Origin of the sequence: Rubritalea tangerina (assembly GCF_042683245.1) — a bacterium.
Taxonomy (GTDB): domain Bacteria; phylum Verrucomicrobiota; class Verrucomicrobiia; order Verrucomicrobiales; family Akkermansiaceae; genus Rubritalea; species Rubritalea tangerina.
On record NZ_JBHUJB010000073.1, the window covers coordinates 108,686 to 126,070 of the forward strand.

The 17,385-nt window shown below is 51.4% G+C and carries 10 protein-coding genes; 7 read left to right on the forward strand and 3 right to left on the reverse strand.

All coding sequences use genetic code 11. The features are described 5' to 3' along the window. Positions 1 to 572: 572 nt before the first annotated feature. From ACFSW8_RS15060 to ACFSW8_RS15075, 4 genes are all read left to right on the forward strand, one after another. A complete protein-coding gene (locus ACFSW8_RS15060) occupies positions 573 to 1,007 on the forward strand; it encodes a hypothetical protein (protein ID WP_377178652.1) in 435 nt (144 codons plus the stop codon). Between the two features lie 54 nt (positions 1,008 to 1,061). After that, positions 1,062 to 4,349 (forward strand): hypothetical protein, encoded by a 3,288-nt coding sequence (locus ACFSW8_RS15065; protein WP_377178654.1) that lies wholly within the window; start codon positions 1,062 to 1,064, stop codon positions 4,347 to 4,349. Between the two features lie 11 nt (positions 4,350 to 4,360). Beyond that, the gene (locus ACFSW8_RS15070; protein ID WP_377086902.1) at positions 4,361 to 5,104 is read left to right on the forward strand and encodes a hypothetical protein; all 744 of its coding nucleotides are present in this window, start codon (positions 4,361 to 4,363) and stop codon (positions 5,102 to 5,104) included. A 254-nt stretch (positions 5,105 to 5,358) separates the two neighbouring features. Beyond that, entirely contained in the window at positions 5,359 to 5,952 is a 594-nt protein-coding gene (locus ACFSW8_RS15075; RefSeq protein WP_377086898.1) for a MarC family protein, read from the forward strand. A 285-nt stretch (positions 5,953 to 6,237) separates the two neighbouring features. Here ACFSW8_RS15075 and ACFSW8_RS15080 read toward each other — a convergent pair whose 3' ends face one another. Both ACFSW8_RS15080 and ACFSW8_RS15085 read right to left on the reverse strand, forming a co-directional pair. Beyond that, positions 6,238 to 7,515 (reverse strand): O-acetylhomoserine aminocarboxypropyltransferase/cysteine synthase family protein, encoded by a 1,278-nt coding sequence (locus ACFSW8_RS15080; RefSeq protein ID WP_377086897.1) that lies wholly within the window; start codon positions 7,513 to 7,515, stop codon positions 6,238 to 6,240. 206 nt (positions 7,516 to 7,721) lie between these two features. Next, entirely contained in the window at positions 7,722 to 9,797 is a 2,076-nt protein-coding gene (locus tag ACFSW8_RS15085) for a sodium-translocating pyrophosphatase (RefSeq protein ID WP_377086896.1), read from the reverse strand. Positions 9,798 to 10,042: 245 nt separating this feature from the next. Between ACFSW8_RS15085 and ACFSW8_RS15090 the strand changes: the two genes are divergently transcribed. Then, complete coding sequence (locus tag ACFSW8_RS15090; protein ID WP_377178656.1) at positions 10,043 to 11,536, forward strand: Na+/H+ antiporter NhaC family protein; 1,494 nt, start codon at positions 10,043 to 10,045, stop codon at positions 11,534 to 11,536. 55 nt (positions 11,537 to 11,591) lie between these two features. Beyond that, positions 11,592 to 13,334 carry a sialidase family protein gene (locus tag ACFSW8_RS15095; protein WP_377086894.1) on the forward strand — a complete coding sequence of 581 codons (1,743 nt, stop codon included), beginning with the start codon at positions 11,592 to 11,594 and terminating at the stop codon, positions 13,332 to 13,334. A 28-nt stretch (positions 13,335 to 13,362) separates the two neighbouring features. Here the strand turns inward: ACFSW8_RS15095 and ACFSW8_RS15100 are convergent, their stop codons facing one another. Continuing rightward, positions 13,363 to 15,024 carry a right-handed parallel beta-helix repeat-containing protein gene (locus tag ACFSW8_RS15100; protein ID WP_377178658.1) on the reverse strand — a complete coding sequence of 554 codons (1,662 nt, stop codon included), beginning with the start codon at positions 15,022 to 15,024 and terminating at the stop codon, positions 13,363 to 13,365. Between the two features lie 109 nt (positions 15,025 to 15,133). On the opposite strand from ACFSW8_RS15100, the gene ACFSW8_RS15105 reads away from it, so the two are divergent. Continuing rightward, positions 15,134 to 17,314, forward strand: a complete 2,181-nt coding sequence (locus ACFSW8_RS15105) for a GDSL-type esterase/lipase family protein (protein WP_377178660.1) — start codon at positions 15,134 to 15,136, stop codon at positions 17,312 to 17,314. Positions 17,315 to 17,385 lie beyond the last annotated feature (71 nt).

A 17,385-nucleotide genomic window follows, 5' to 3' on the forward strand; every position in this document is an offset into this window, starting at 1 on the left:
AAACGGGATGATGTTTGATGGGTCCATGGTCAGTGTATCAGTGATGGTTATGGTGGCAGGTGGCTGCCGTGCTTTGCGAGAGAAGGTTGAACCTCTTTTCCTAGAAAGAATCAAGCCCAATCTGCATCTTGTCGCGCATGATTGGGCTTGATTAGGAAAGTTAGGCACAGAACCGGAAAATTCCCCCCGAAATACCGGTTCTGGCCAGACGATCAACTTGCGTTGTGTCGTGAAAGGACTTTGCTTCGATTCCCGGTTTGCTGCAAGCTTTTTCTGCATCGTTTTTTCATTTTTAGCATTACGGTCGTTTGAAATTGGGTGCATACTGTGTTTATGTTGAGTGGGTTATGTTGTGTTTTTTGTTAGGTTTGAAATATGTCACATACTACCGTGAGGGGAGATGAGGGGGCGTTTAGGAGAGAGGGAGTTGTTGTGACTGGGGTGTTGTTTGAGCAATGAATGTACAATGCATGACAAATGCGTGAGAAAAATATCGATCAATTCATAGGATGTGGTGGACTGTATAGTTGAGACTTCTCGCGAAGCCTCACGGTCTACCTTCTACAATATCTATGGAAACGCCCAAACTTCAGACCAAGTATGGGGGCTTTGCCCTTATTTCAGCCTTATCGATTATGGTATTACTGATTCTTTTGGTTGTGGGCATGCTGGGGCTGGCCACAAGTGAGACGAAGGTGGCTACTCAGGAGAAGCACAGGATGGAGGCTAGAGCGAATGCTCGGATGGCATTGATCATTGCCTTGGGGGAATTACAGGAAGCAGCGGGTAAGGATGAGAGGGTGACAGCTGAGTCAGATATTATTGAGGGAGCAAGGCAGAAGCACACGATGGGAGTTTGGCGGAGCTTGGGGTGTCGTATTGACCCGTTGGACATTGAAAATAGGCAAGATCACATAGTAGGAGGGGATTTGACAGCTGGTGAGATTGGGAAGCGCATGGCTGAGACTTACGAGGGGGAGGGGCGCGCTTCGCGTTTTTTAAAGTGACTGAAATCGGGCGATGCGGTGTCGAGAGCCTCGGTCAAATACATTGAGACAGATTTGTCTGCTGACACGAAAGCGGTACGTTTGGTTGGGCCGGGGAGTTTGAATATCAACATTGGGGCGGCAGATCCATTGCTGGAGGAGCACTATGTTTATGCTAAGAAAGTGGAGACGGGAGATTCTGGAGCCTATGCGTGGTGGGTAGGAGATGAAGGGGTGAAAGTGCGGATCAACCATGAGCTTCAGGAGGCGCCAGAGAGTCATGGGGATCGGTTTGTAAAGGGGGCGAGTTCGGCGGGTCCTGGCATAGAGATGATGGACGATGATATTGCTGTGCCTGAGTTGGGAGGAATCGATGCGGTGATGCGTGAGCGTGCCATTGATTTTGGGACGGTGCGATTGACAGGTCCGGAATCGAGTTCGGTGAACTACCACAAGTTCTTTTTTGATGCGAGTACTGAGGTCGTTGGGATTCGTACGTCGACGAATGGGGGCTTGCAGCGTGACTTGAGCATAGCGATGTCGCGAGCTACTGAGACGGTGGTGCCAGGTGAGGTTCAGGTGCAGTCTGCTTTGTTGCCTGAGGAGTTCCTCGTGAATGGCAAGGCTCGGGTATTGTATCCGATTTTTGAGACGACTGGGCAGTATAACAAGGGGAAGTTACCAGAATATGATGGGCCGACGTGGATGGATATTTGGGCCTATGGGCATCAATATTTATCACCGGAGATGGGAGGGATGGTGCGATGGGTGGATGGTGTGCCAACGATGACATTGGGTGACACGGAGCGAGAGGTGATTACGAAATGGAATTGGTATAAGTATTTCCCTCAGGTTTCGAAATGGGCGTCCATTTTTTCACACGACCGCCAGACGCATACGGTTCAGGGGCAGAAGCCCTATGTTGTGCGGATATTGACGAATCAGACGGTTGAGATGTTTAATCCATACAATCTAGATTTTAAGCCTCATGGTGAGGCGGAGGTATATGCAGTATTGGGTGGGTATCCCTTCAAGTTGCGTTATTCAGCGGCTGGCGTGAGTGATTTTGGCAATGCGAGTGTCACCAACTTTCTAAAGATAGCGGGGGTGAATGCGGTACAATTTTCGAATATTGATTTTGGTAAGGGGTCTGGGACGACGGAGGTGATACCGGCTGGGAAAGCGATTGTGTACAGTGCACCATTTGAGACTGGGGGGGCGACTCATCATACCAAGAATACTCCATCGGCGGCTGGGGCGGTGAACTTCAAGGCTAGGAAGCTTGAGCGGGGTGGGGGGGGAGGCCCCACTGGTGGTACTTTTGCGTATGTGCGTAGTAATCCGAGTAATCAGAATACTGGGAGCGAGGGGGGAGCGCCAGCGGAATCACTTTTTGTGGATGCGAATGAGAGTGTCCGTGTGGAATTGTTTATTGAGCCTGACACTGTGGTGGGTGGGGCATCGACACACGCTGCGGATTTTAGCATGGGCAATGGTTATCGGATTGGGCGTCATTTCTTATCCACTCTAGGTGCGGGGACTCCAAAGAATAATGGCAAGGTAGGGGCGACTTATACGGTGGGAGGAACGGGGAGTAAGGGGAGGAAGATTTCAGATACGGGTGAAACCGTCTTGGTAAGAGACTCGATTCCTATGGCTGGGTCACAGCGCGCGCCATTATGTATTGTGTCTTTTGAGATGAAGACTGAAGGCGGCTATGCTTATGATGAGGCATCCACGCCGTCGGCGTCGCGCCCATTCAAGAGTTACTTATTCTGTCCACGCATTGCACCGAACTACAAATCATTTGAGGACCCGAACGATGAGGTGGACTCGAAGGTATCGCATTTACTCAACCCCTATCATTTCAACTGGATGGCAGCACCGGACCCTAACTGGAGTTTCTGGGCGGACAGTAATCTAAAGCCAGTGGATTTTGATGAGACGAATTATGAAGGGTACATGGGGAGTGGGACGCGTTTCACGACAGACGGTACGCACACGGCACCTTTACGTGAGATTCCTTTGGCAGCCATTTCATCGATGGCTCAGCTGCAGCACGCAGGTCTGGGAGACACGATGTCATTGGCGGACCAGGCGAACAGCAAGAAGGGGCAGGCTGGGACCTATTATGGGGGGGCGCGGTCTATGCCATGGCAGGTTTCTTATCCCTATGTCGCATCGGCATCGGGCAACAGCTGGGCTCACCCATTGATAGGTGCTGATTCAATGCTTGAGCAGATAGGATTATTTCAGAGCGATGATAATGGAGCGCTGTACCAGCGAAAGTTCTACGACAAGTGTTGGTTAATCAACACGGCATTGTGGGATGATTATTTTTACAGCTCAGTGGGCATCCAGCGGTCGGAACTGTATGGGAGTGAAAGGCTGGCTCACGACGTCCTCAAAGAGGCTATGACGGAGGTTGAGCCACTGCCGAATACCTTGTATCAATTTGATCTGAGGGGGCAGACGGCAGATGGGTTGGCTAGTGAGTTACTGGATTTGGAGGGTGAGAGAAAGGGGTACAGGGAGATTGCTGAGTTTATTCGATCTGTGGGGGACTTTAATGTGAATTCGACTTCAAAGCGTGCGTGGAAGGGTTTTCTGGCGAGCTTGAGTGATGAGGAATTGTTATATTTTGATGGCCTTGAGTTAAAGGAACGGAAGGTACAGATGCCAGTGAGTCGTTTTAGTTTGCCGATGAGTGAAGGCGCCGCGAGCGGTGATATGGTAGATGAGACGTACTGGGATGAACGATGGAGGGGGGCTCGTCAGCTTGGGGCGGACGAGTTAGATGCATTGGCAGAAGAGATGGTGAAGCAGGTTAGGGCGAGAGGTCCTTTTCTTTCTGTGGCCGACTTTTTGAATCGTCGCTTAGAGGAGTCAGATGAGGGAGTGAAGGGGGCGTTGCAAGCTGCAATTGATGCGACTGACATCAATGAAAGCTTCGAGTTGCATAGCATTGGAGAGGCGGATGTAGAGGATTTAGAGGGGGGAAGTAATTTAGAGGTGAAGCACAAGGAAGCATTGATTGGTGCTAGTGGTGAAGGGGCACCTGGCTATGTGACGCAGGCTGATTTACTGATGCCACTGGCACCTTATGTGAAGGTGCGTTCGGACACATTTAGGATTCGAACGTATGGGGAATCTCGAGATACATCAGGGAAGGTGGTGGCTACTGCGTGGTGTGAAGCGATTGTCCAACGCACGGTAGACTTTGTGGATGGGGGGAATGAGCCGGAGGAAGCTTTTGTGGATATGGATGGAGTGAGTCTCGATAATCTGAGTGCTTTGAACGAGCGATATGGTAGAAAGATAAAGATTGTCTCATTCCGATGGTTGAATGCTGACGAAGTCTAATAGGAGAAACTATGAAAGCGCAGTTACTTACATTGTTATTAATAATCTTGGGCTTGAGCGTACCTTGTGTTGGGCAGATGCGCACCAAGCTTTACATCCAATCACCTGTGCGGATCACGGATTCGAAGCTTTACTATAAAGTGAGCCCGAAGAAGAAAGGGAAGGAAGTAGAGTTTGCGAGTATTGAGGTGGGGAGAGCGAGCATGGGAGATGCGTATTTATATCAAGGCCCGAAGGTTTTGGAGTTATATAGGGAGGCGAATGAGGAATCGAAGCCATTGGCGAGGGTGAAGCTCTTTGAGGGGGAATGCATGGTTGTCTTATTTCCAGTGGTGTATGAGGGTAAGAAGCGGATGATCTCGCAGGCGATCAATGTGGGTGGCTCGAGCCCGAGTTTCGGTGAGCGTTTACTTTTTAATTTGACTGGGGAAGACGTGGGTGTGGAGGTGAGTCCGACCTTGCCATTGCAGAGAGGGGCGAAGGGAAATGTACGCGTGAAATGTGCTGCTGGTGGGAGTGTTTTAGTACCACGCCCGACCAATACGCCCGGTGATTGGGCGCCTATGCCCTTGGTGATCGGGGTCAAGAAGGGAAAGCGCTGGGAGGAATTTTCACAGGGACGGTGGTTTGACACACCTGACTTGAGGCATTTTGTTTTTCTCTACAAAGATGGCCGGCGCAATCGGGCGCATGTCTTTACTGTGAGTCAGCAAAAGCCAATGGAGAGGCAAGAAATGGTGGGTGGGAATCCGTGATTTTTGGAGGTTTTTAAAAAAGGTGAAAAAAATTGTTAAGATCCTGTGGGGGTGTGGCCGTCATTAGGTGACAGCTCGGGCGAGAGAGGTTTCTATTGGGCTGTCCGTACACAACTACCACACCCTATTCCCCCCAAACCATCATGAGGCGTTCCTATTAGCGATAGGAGCGCCTTTGAATTTAGGGGGGAGCCACTTGTCTGACAGCTGAGATCTTTCTTGCTATTGGGTAGCGCATCAACAAGAAGCAGTGGATGGACATTTTAGGATTGATAGTGATGCTGGTGATAGTGGTGGATCCGTTCGGGAACATTCCTATGTTTTATGCGGTATTGAGTGGAACGCCTGAGGATCGTCACAGAAAGATTATGTTGAGAGAGTTGTTGTTTGCCCTGTTGATTATGATGTTCTTTTTATTCTTGGGGAATCACATGTTAGAGTTCTTAGATCTCAAGACCTCGACTTTGAGGGTGTCGGGAGGAGTGGTTTTATTTTTGATCGCGATGGGGATGTTATTTCCTGCGAAGTCGGTATTGAAAGAAGTGGAAACGGAAGAGCCATTTATTGTGCCGCTGGCGGTGCCATTGATGGCTGGGCCATCGGTATTGACCTTGATAATGTTGTTAGCGGCGAAGCATCAGGATGAGATGGGGCAAGTGACATTGGCGGTATTTTTAGCTTGGCTCACGGTGGCGGTGATCATGCTAGCTTCACCCTTTTTCATGAAGGTGTTAGGAAGGAAGGGGATGCGTGCTATTGAGCGGCTGATGGGGATGTTATTGGTAATGATTTCGGTGCAGATGATCTTGGATGGTGTGGCAGCCTTCATGGGGATGCAGACGGGTTAGTGTGGAGTCCGTAAAGTCCGCAAGAAATTGGATGGTTTTAGGGGGAGGATATAAGACCTGCTAGTAGCTTCTTTGAGGAGTCTCGGGTCATTCTTGATCCACTGCGTTCTTCGTCAGTCCTGAAGGTCTACTCAGGCCTTCCTCTACCCTTGTTGCTCAGGAGGATTACCTAACTGACACGACACTAAGGGACAGGTAAAAATCCCCACCTGCATAGAAGCAAGTGGGGAGGATTTGTTGCATTTCTTGGCCAGCTATGGAGTTGGCCACTGCGTGAGGGGGCTGTTAGTCGAGGGCCTTGCTGAGATCAGCGAGGATGTCATCGATATGTTCGATACCGAGTGAGAGGCGGACCATGCCAGGGCTGATACCGGCGGCGGATTGTTGTTCTTCACTCATTTGGGAATGGGTGGTAGATGCTGGGTGGATGGCCAATGATTTGGCATCGCCAACATTGGCGAGGTGGGAGAAGAGTTCGAGTTGGTCGATAAATTTTTGACCGGCTTCGCGACCACCTTTGATTTCGAAGACGACGACTGAGCCGCCTTTCCCTTCGATATACTTGAGGTTTTTGTGATATTGCGGATCGTCTTCGAGTCCGGGGAAGCGGACCCATTCGACTTGGGGGTGTTGTTTAAGGAATGTGGCGGCAGCGAGAGCATTTTCGCAGTGGCGATCCATGCGGAGGGGGAGGGTTTCGATACCTTGTAGGGCCATCCAGGAATTATCTGGTGAGATACATGCGCCGAGATTTCGTAGTGGTACGGTGCGCATTCTGAGGATGAAAGCAAGTGGGGCGAGGGGTTCTGGGAGGTCGTGGCCCCAGCGCAGACCGTGATAAGAGGTGTCGGGCGTATCGTAGAGTGGGTGTTTACCAGCTGCCCAATTGAACTTCCCAGAGTCAATGACGATGCCACCGATAGCGGTGCCGTGTCCGCCGAGCCATTTTGTTAGGGAGTGGACAACAATGTCGGCACCGTGTTCAAGTGGGCGGCAGAGGTGTGGGGTGGTGAAGGTGGAGTCGGCGATGAGTGGCAAGCCGGCTTCGTGAGCGATGTCGGCGATAGCAGCGATGTCGGTGACTTCAGATGCTGGGTTGGAGATGGTTTCGATGAAAACTCCGCGGGTTTTCTCATCGATAGCGGCTTTGATTTCATCGAGGTTATTGGGGGCGACGAATTTGACTTCGATCCCGAGGGTTGGGAGGATGTCATTGAATTGGGTGTAGGTGCCGCCGTACAGGCTATTGGCTGAGATGATATTGTCGCCAGCTTGGGCGATATTAATGATGGTGTAGAAGATGGCTGAGGTGCCGGAAGCGAGGGCGAGGCCGCCCATTTCGGGAGCGCCCTCAAGTAAAGCGACGCGTTTTTCGAGTACATCTGTCGTGGGATTTTGGAGTCTGGTGTAGATGTATCCGAGTTCTTGGAGGGCGAAGAGTTTGGTAGCGTGTTCGGCGGAATCGAAGACGTAAGAGGCGGTGCGGTAGAGTGGGACGGCACGGGCATTAGTTGTCGGGTCAGCTTGTTGACCTCCGTGGAGGCAAAGTGTTTCTCTTTTCATGGGTGATCAGGCATACATGATAGAGGGCGAGCTGCGTAGGAAAAAAGCAGGGGTTCTGATAGAAAGAAGGGGAAGCGGCTAGGAAATGCTTTTCAGAACACGATAGTGCACGGTGAGGGTCGTGATGGAGATGGGAAGATAGATCTCAAAAGACAAGGGCCTCACCGTGGGGCGAGGCCGTGAAGAAGGAGGGATTTGAGGGGGGCTTAGAGGAGTCCGGCGATGACGAGGGAGACGATTGCCATGACATTGATGATAATATTCATGGAGGGGCCTGAGGTGTCTTTGAACGGATCACCTACGGTATCACCCACGACACATGCGGCGTGCACTTCTGAGCCTTTACCTCCGCAGTTGCCGTCCTCGACGTGTTTTTTAGCATTGTCCCAGGCACCTCCTGCATTGGACATCATGAGGGCCATGAGGATGCAGCCGAGAAGGGCGCCAACGAGTGTGCCGGTGAGAGCGACCGCGCCCATGCCATTGACTGCATTGAAACCGAAGCCGACGACGATGGGGGTGCCGACGGCGAGTAATGCGGGGAGGACCATTTTTTTGGTAGCGGCGCGGGTGGCGATGTCGACGCATTTGTCAGTTTCAGGTTCGGCCTTGCCATCGAGCAGCCCAGGGATTTCTCTGAACTGGCGACGGATTTCATTGATCATTTCGAAGGCTGCTGAACCAACGGCGGTCATGGTGATGGCTCCATTGAGGAAGGGGACGATACCGCCAATGAAGAGGCCGACAAAGAAGGTAGCGAGTACGGAGTTGTCGGCGAGGTTGAGGTCGATATTGGTTTTTTGGATAAAGGCGGTGATGAGAGCGAGGGCGGAGAGGCCTGCGGCTCCGATAGCGAAGCCTTTACCGATGGCTGCAGTGGTATTTCCGACAGCATCTAGGCCATCGGTAATTTTACGCGTTTCGGGGCCCATAGCTGCCATTTCGGCGATACCGCCGGCGTTATCAGCGACGGGACCATAGGCATCGATGGCCATGGTGATCCCGACGGTGCCGAGCATCCCTACGGCGGCCAAGCCGACTCCGTATAGGCCAACGAAGTGGAAGGAAACTGAGATGGTAGCGGCGAGCGTGAGCAAGGGGATGGCGACGGATTGCATACCGAGTGCGAGGCCAGAGATCATGACGGTAGCGACACCCGTTTCTCCTTGTTCGGCTAGGTCACGGACTGGTTTACCACCGGTGTAGTGTTCGGTGACGAGGCCGATGATGATACCGCCTACGGCACCGGCGAGGACGGCGATGGCGGGGTTACTGTTGAAGCCGAACTGGGCGCAAGTGATGAAGGCGGCGAGGATGTAGAGGGCGGCAGCGCCAATGGTGCCAATTCTCAATGCTGATGCGGGCTCTTTGCTGGCCATCATTTTGACTAAGAGAATTCCGAGGATTGAACAGACTAAGCCCACTGAGGTAAGGGCAAGAGGTAGGAACATCAAAGACTCTGCTTTTTCTGCAGCGATGCCCACTTTATCAAATAGGGTGGGACCTTGGGTTTCTGCGAGGCGAGCACCGGCTGCACCGGCGATGGCGATGGTAGCGATTTGTGCTCCGCAGTAGGATTCGAAGATGTCTGAGCCCATGCCGGCCACGTCGCCGACGTTATCACCCACATTGTCTGCAATCACGCCGGGGTTTCGAGGGTCATCTTCAGGGATACCAGCTTCTACTTTACCGACGAGGTCGGCTCCAACGTCTGCAGCTTTGGTGAAGATGCCCCCACCGACACGGTAGAAGAGGGCGACTAGGGACGCGCCCATGGCAAAGCCTTCCATGATTTCGGCTACGTGTGGCTTACTTTCACCTGAGATGAAAATGTAGAAGAGTGTGCCGAGGCCAACGAGGCCCATGGAGGCTACGGTGAGGCCCATGACCGAGCCACCAAAGAAGGCGACTCCCAATGCGGAAGCTGGCCCCTCTTCTTTTGCCGCGATGGTGGTGCGGACGTTTGCTTTCGTCGCTGTGAACATTCCGACAAAGCCAGAAAACGAGGAAGCAAGGCAGCCGAAGAGGAAGGCGTATGCTTGGTAAGCGGCGTATTCTTGTTTTTGGAAAAAGAAGATGAGGGCTGCGATCACGACTGCAAAGAGCGAGATTAAGACGAACTCGCGCTTCATGAATACCATGGCTCCTTTGTGGATTTTCTCTGCAATCTCAGCGACTTTCCCTTCTCCTCCGGATTTTTTAGTGATGGAGGCGAGGATCGCACCGGCTATGGCTAAGCCGACGACCCCAGCGATTGGGGTGAGGATATATGTTTGGGTCATGGTATTTGGGATTTTATTACACGAGAGCTTTCTTCAGAGTTAACAACAGAGAAGTTAGTAATCTGATAGAAAAATCATTCACTAAGTAGCTTAGAATAAAGCGGTGGACGCACAACCAAAAAAGTAAGGAATTCTTGATTGATTACCAATCAGAACAAGTTGGGATGAGAGTGTTGTCTTGCTGGTATGTGGGAAGTATGTGATAGAGGGGGGGTGAATGTTAGGAACATGGGGGCAATGGGGAGATGAATGAGATTTTGGTGATATTACCTGCGGTGGTGGCATTAGTGATGATCGTGGTTACGCGGCAGGCAGCGCTATCATTATTGAGTGCCTTAATTGTGGGGGTGATGTTACAGCATAAGGGGGATGTTATGGGTGGGGGGAAGGCATTGGTGGTGGACTATTTATTTCCGGCATTATCGGGGTCGTGGCATATTGGTCCGATATTGTTTACCTTGATTTTAGGGGCTTTTGCGCAGGTGTTGGAGCGATCAGGTGGGTTTGTGAGTGTGATGCAATGGCTTATTGGTGAGCGTGAGGGGGGAGCGAGGCGCAAGACATTGTTAGGTGTTTATGGGATGGGGTTGATTTGTTTTTTTGATGGTTTAGCGAATGCGATTTTAGTGGGGAGTGTGGCGCGTCCTTTTACTGAGGGGATGAGGGTGTCGCGTCAGCTATTGGCGTACTTGATTGACTCAACGAGTTCGGCGGTGGCGTGCATTGCCTTTATTTCGACGTGGATTGCGACGCAGTTATCATTGATCAATGATGGCGTTGCGGGGGTGTCGATGGGGCTGAGTTCGGCGGAGTTGTATTTTCGTTCGATTCCTGCGAATCCCTATTGTTGGTTGGTGTTAGTGTTATTATTTGTGGTGATTTGGCGATCTTGGTGGATTGGGCCGATGCGTAGGTATCAGGGTGTTGCTGAGGGGGAAGAGTTTGAGAGGGGAGAGGAGTTAGAAGGTGCGGCAGCATGGCGTGTGGTGGTTCCGCTACTATCGATATTGGTAACGATTCCTGGGGTGATCTACATGTGGCAAGATGGTGGTGAGAGGTCGTGGCAGAATGCGTTTTCGAGCACCCATGTGCCGGAAGCGATGGTGGCTGGGGCTTTAGTTTCGTTGGTTGTGGCGTGTGTTTGTTTTCCGAAGAAAGGGATTTTAGGAAGGGTGATGCTTGAGGGGGCTGCGAGTTTGTTACCGGCTCTGGTTATTTTAATTTTTGCGTGGTCATTGGGAGCGGTTTTTAAGGACCTTGAGGTGGCAGTGATTCTCAGTGGCATGTTAGGTGGGAGTGTGCCGGTGGTGTGGTTGCCGTTGGTGGTATTTTTAGTGGGGTCACTGACATCATTTTTGACGGGTTCATCATGGGGGACGATGGGGATATTGATGCCGATTGTTTTGCCATTGGGGGTTGAAATGTTAGGTGCGGATGGAGATTTCATCAGAGTGGTTCCGATGTTGATTGGGGCGGTTTTTGGTGGGGCGGTTTTTGGGGATAACTGCAGCCCCTTTTCAGACACCACGATTGTGACCTCATTGGCGACAGGGTGTAGTCCGAGTTCACATGTGAGTAGTCAGCTGCCTTATGCGTTACTGGCTGCGGGTGGGGCGACTGTGAGTTATGGGGTGATGGCATTGGGTGCGGCGGCGTGGGTAGCGACATTGATTGGGGCGGTGTTATTGGTGGTGGTGAGCATGGTGTGGGGTTCGCGCGGCCAGGAATCTGGTGTGTAGATAAGACCAATCTTGGTGGCTTGTTGGGAGGTCCAGATGGGGAGAGTATGGGGTTATGAGATTTACCTTATTATTGGCGAGTGTGAGCGTGGGAGTAGCTTCGGCGCAGGACTTGGTGGTTGAAAAACGGATTGTGCTCAAAGACGGGCAGTATTTGGAGAGCAAGAAGGGGTTGGAATTGCCTGAGGGGATGGTTGTGCAAGGAGCTGAGGTTCACTATCGAGTACGGGTGGCAGAGGGGAGTGGTTTGGATCCAGCGCAGACGAAGTTTCACTTTAGTTTCAAGGAGAAGCGTGGGGATGTGGATTTTCAAATGAAGCAGGGTGCTGGAAGGAATTTTTTCAGAGCTGATTGGTATGGAGAGAATGTGGTGTTGATTAGGGCGAAGGACATGAAGTCAGGCAAAATGGCTGAGGTGGAAGACAAGGTGCAGTGTCATTTTGCTGCGCGGAGAGTTTTGGGAGGAGAAGCGGAAAAGCTGAGTGAGGAAGAACGTGCGAATATCAGGAGAGGGGACCTTCACGATGTGCATGCGTCGTCCAAAGGGATGGCATACCTACCTGGGGATATTAGCCGTGGGGATCGCAATTCTGAGCAGATCAAGAAAGGTTTTTTCGAGACGACTGAGCCGAGGATATTCAAGACTTCTAAGGGGACCTTGATCGCGGCGACTCAAGCAAGGAGGATTGGCAAGAACGATGCACCCACTGGACAAGGGATTGTCATTCAGCGGAGCACCGACTTTGGGGCAGAATGGTCCAGTGGGTTTCTATTGGATCAGAATGGCAAGGATGTCTGGGGGTATTCGGCGCTCGTGGAAGTGGATGGGGTTCTGTATTGTTATGTTGTGGCTGGTCATCCGGGGCATCAGGATGCGAACAATGAGATTCGCGGGATGTATTTTTACACCAGCAAGGATGATGGGAAGACTTGGAGTACGCGTCAGCGCCATGATCAACTCTCAGAGGCGCTTGGAATTGAGCTTGGACGGAAGATTCCAAATGGAGCCTCACCCAATTGTAACATTTTAGTGGTTCCGGGCATGAGCATTGATGGGAAAGTGGCACCTGAGGGGCAGGGTTTGCTCTTTTCGACTTATGCACATGGTTTCATGTGGGCGTCGATTGATGGCGGGAAGCAATGGCAGATGGTGGGAGATTGTAAGAAGTTTGCGGATGCGAAGTCGAATGGTTACGGCAAGCCGGTCCAGATTGAAAACGAGCTGGCGTGGGCTGTGTTAGACAACGCGGAAGGGGATATCTACATGGCTTGGAGGCGACAATCGTTCAAAGGTTATAAGAATGAATATGTGGTATCGAAGGACTTCAAGTCTGGTCCATTAGGGATGCAGGTGAAGGCGCTTCACAACCAGGAGCTAAAGAATTTGCCCGCGAGGCGCTGTCATTTTGGGATGCGTGGGATTGAGTCAGGTCCTGATAAGGGGAAGGTTTTAGTGGCGAGTCAGGGATCTGGTTCACGTAATCACATCCAGCTGTATCGGACTAAGCAAGCGATTCATGGGAATGCCACGATCAGTGCAGAGATGTATGAGATGGCAACCGTGATGCAGGGCATTGCATGGGGGTATTGTGATTTGGAGTACCTCAGTGCAGACAACAAGGCGTACGCGGGCTTAGGCCAGGACGGGATCTTGTTATTTGGTGAATCTGAGCCAGTGCATGAATCAACTTATCAATGGTTAGATTTGAAACCCAATGGGAAGGGGAAAGATGAACGCTACACTGCTACAGCTTTCTTGTTGAGTGTGGAGTATTTCAACTTTTTGTTAGCTCAATAAGGGCTGACACCACCTAGGTAAGCCATTTTCACAGTTGGGGTGGGAATGGCTTACCGTCTACAGAAACCCCAGAGCAGCGTTTGATTTCGAGTACTGGGGGTATGTGATTGCCGTTTTTCTTGGCACGGTTGTTTTTGAGTGTGAGTTCTGCAGTGGAGGTGGCATAGATATGTGGGGGAGGGGAATCTAGAATGGTATTGTTAGATATAGTGATGGCGTTGTGTGTGCCGGGTGGAGAGATGTCAGTCCGTTTTGCACCATGAGAGGTGATTTGGATGGCCTCGCGTGCACTGTTAGAAATTTCATTATTAGCGATGACGAGTTGATTGACTGGGCCGGCGGCGAGCCACCAGAACTCGGGAGCTACTTTGATTGACTCGGCGTGGCAGGCATTGATTTTATTATTTTTGATGATTCCGTTGTTGGCTTGGATGAGGAGGCCACGAGAGCGGGTTTGGGCGAATGATCCATCGATGATTTGGAAGCCTTCGGCCATTTTGTTGGTGGCATAGATGAGTGAATCTTTGGGGAGGGGGCGTGGTGCGTCGAGTGTGACGAGGAAGGTGGAGCGCATGGAGCTTTTAAATTTTTGGCTGAGCGGGAGGGTTTGGATCCATTGTTTCTCTGGGTCAGTGAGTGGGTGGTGTGGCTGGATGTTTTTGATGGTGGTGAGTGGGTGGGGGATGCCACGGTCGTCGAGGAACATGACTGGGTCACCTTTTTGCAGGTTCATGTGGCGTCGTGCGAGCACGCGGAGGTTATTTTGTTGGTGATTGAGAATGAGGTGGAATTCGCTGTTGATGGCGATGCAGTCATCGCCTTGGAATTGGGCTGAGCACTGGAGGTAGCGTGGGCCGATGGGGGCATTATAGCTGTGGAAGGCGTCGGCATTGAGTGAGCGGAGTCTGGCTGAAGCGCGTTTTTTTAGGTCGTTGGAGAGTGGACGGCGGTCGACGCGGCATTTGAGGTAGGTAGTTTTCGAGCAATCATTTTCGATGAAGCCAAACATGGGGGAGCTGAAGAGGGTGACGGAGCTGAGGGTGACATTTTTGGAGTCTTTGAGGCTGATGGCGTGTGGGAGGTGCCCTTTTTTTGCTTGGAGGCACTCGATGACGATGGGGTCGCCGACTTGTTCGGCACCTTTATTTTTCCAGCGTTGTGGTTTAGTGATGCGCAGTTTGTTTGGGCTAATACGTAGGACTTCGCAGCCATGGTAGCTTCCGAAGCGGAGGGTGCGTGTGTCATTGCGATAGATTTCGTATTTATGCGCCAAGATTTTGCCATTTGTGGGATAGCCTGAGCTCAGTGTGATGTCATGGGTGAGTCGGTCATCGGAGATATGGGTGATGGTGCCTTGGGTGAAGGGAAGTGGGTCGTAGTCGATGGTGAGGCCTTGTAGGGTGAGGTTTTGGCATTGGTGGATATTGAGTGCGCGGGTGGTTTCGGTGCAGACGAGTTCGACGCCATCGGCAATGAGCTCGATGTCCTTTAAGTTTTCGAGTCTGAGGTGGACATTTTTTTGTGGGATTGTGTGGTATCTTCCGGGGGGGATGACGATACGTGATTCGCCAGCTGCAAGGCGGTCATCGATGAATTTTTGGAGATTGGGAGTGGGTGGCGGGGGAGTTTGGGCAAAGGCTTGGGAGATGAGGCTGAGGAAAATGAGCAAGCCGTAGAGTTTTTGGGTCATAGGGGTATGGTACGGGATTGGGAGTGTGATTAGTCTTGAAGGTTCTGGTCTGTTTAGCAATCCACTATGGTGGTAGTGCATACGTTTACGAGTAGGTTATGCTAGTAGCATGCATTTGAAACAACTCACTCATTTGGCCTCATTTTTTGGGCTCGCGAGTATCGCGGGAGCCTTGGAGCTGGCCTACCCATTTGGTGACCACATGGTTCTGCAGCGTGAACATCAGATTCCGGTATGGGGGACGGCTGAGCCTCAGACTGATGTAGCGGTCAGTTTTAGTGGCAACACGGTTCAAGGAAAGGCGGGAGCGGATGGTAAGTGGCAAGTGAATCTTCCTGCGATGGAGGCGAACGCCAAGCCGCAGACCATTGTGGTCAATGGTGGAGGGAAAACTGTCAGTGTGGATGATGTGCTAGTTGGGGATGTTTGGTATGCCTCGGGTCAATCGAATATGGCGTGGAAGTTACGCCAGTGTGAGGGTGGAGCTGATGCGATTGCAAAGTCAGCTGACGAAGGATTACGTTTGTTCAATCATGCTGGAGGTTTGCACCCTGGAAGTAAGAAATACACGGTGGACTATTTAAAGCAGATGAGTCCTGAGAATTACTATCAGACTGAGGGGTGGCAGGTAAGTGGGCCTCAGACGACTTCAAACATGTCGGGTGTGGCATACTTTTTTGGGCAGAAGTTACGAGACGAGCTCAAGGTGCCGATTGGTGTTGTAAATGTTTCTGTTGGGGGGACACCGATTGAGGCGCACATTGCACCGAAGCAATTTAAGTCTGATAGAGAGTTGGCTCCATTACTGAAGGATTGGTGGAAGAACCCTGAGTATCCGGTGTGGTGCCGAGGCCGTGCGGCGCACAATTTGACGCATTGGTTTGCTGATCCAAAGTTAAAGGGGCAAGCGCCACCTCATCCGTTCACTCCGATGTTTTTGTGGAATGCTGGCCCGGAGAGGTTTCAGCCGCTTCCGATCAAGGGGGTGATATGGTATCAGGGTGAGTCGAATGCTGGTAAGGATGGCAGCCCTGGATCCGCTGTGGATGGCACACTAAACAAGAAGAAGTTTAAATTGTTAGTAGAGAGCTGGAGGGATGGTTGGAACCAGCAAGAGCTACCGGTGTATTATGTGCAATTGCCGGGGCTCAATCGGAAGTGGCCAGTATTTCGTGAGATGCAGCTACAAGCGAGCAAGGAGATTCCTCATGTGGGGATGGCTGTGACAATGGATGTTGGGCATCCTACCAATGTGCATCCGAATAAGAAGCAGCCGGTGGGAGAGAGACTTGCATTGTTAGCATTGGATAAGACCTATGGTAAGGAACTGGTTTCTGAGGGGCCGATTTACAAGAGGCATACGATCAAAGGCGACGCTGTGTATTTAGATTTTGAATCCGGCGCGGGGATGAAAGCGTGTGAAGGAGGTGCGATTGTTGGATTTGAGGTGGCAGGGATCGATAAGAAGTTTTATCCCGCGACAGCGAAGGTAGATGGAGAATATCTAGTGGTGAAGAGTGCTAAGGTGAAGCGTCCGGTGGCGGTGCGTTATGCCTGGGACAACGATCCCGTTTGTAATTTGGTGAATGCTGTTGGTTTGCCAGCCAGCCCGTTCAGGACTGACACTTGGAAAGAGGTGGAGCCTAGTGGGCACTTGAATAAGAAGAATGCAGCGGCACTTGTCGTGCCTGCGAAGCGCAGCAATAAGATTCGCGTTGCTTGTATTGGGGATTCGATCACCTATGGAGCAGGGATTAAGGACAGAGGTATGACCTACCCAGCGCAGTTACAGAAATTGTTAGGTGATAAATACGAAGTACGCAACTTTGGAAATTCTGGTCGGGGGGTGATCAAGAAGTCGAAGCGTGGACGTGGACCGAGAGCGTATCTTTTCATGAAGGAGCACAAAGAGGCACTGGCATTTGAGCCTCAGATTGTGGTTTGTAATCTTGGGATCAACGACATTATGGACTTTGACCGCTACGGTGATGATTTCGTCCCTGATTACAAAGAGCTGCTCGAGTCGTATAAGACATTAGACAGTTACCCGAGGGTGATTATTTGGAAAGATTTAGCGCCTCTCTTTAAGGGACAGAAGTTTTTTGGTGATGCGCGAGTGGGCAAGATCAATGAGGCGATTGGAAAGGTGGCGAAGGAGATGCAAATTGAGACGATTGACATGGCGAAGCCGTTTGCAGGCAAGGGGGCGATGTTTCCTGACCACATTCACCCGAATGCCGATGGCGCAGCGGTGATCGCCAGAGAGGTGTATCAGATGATCAAGCAATAGTGTGGGCTTAGGGGGGGAGTGGTGGTTTGGTTATGCTACCATTTGAAGCCGCTCGTGTAGGTAGGTGTGAT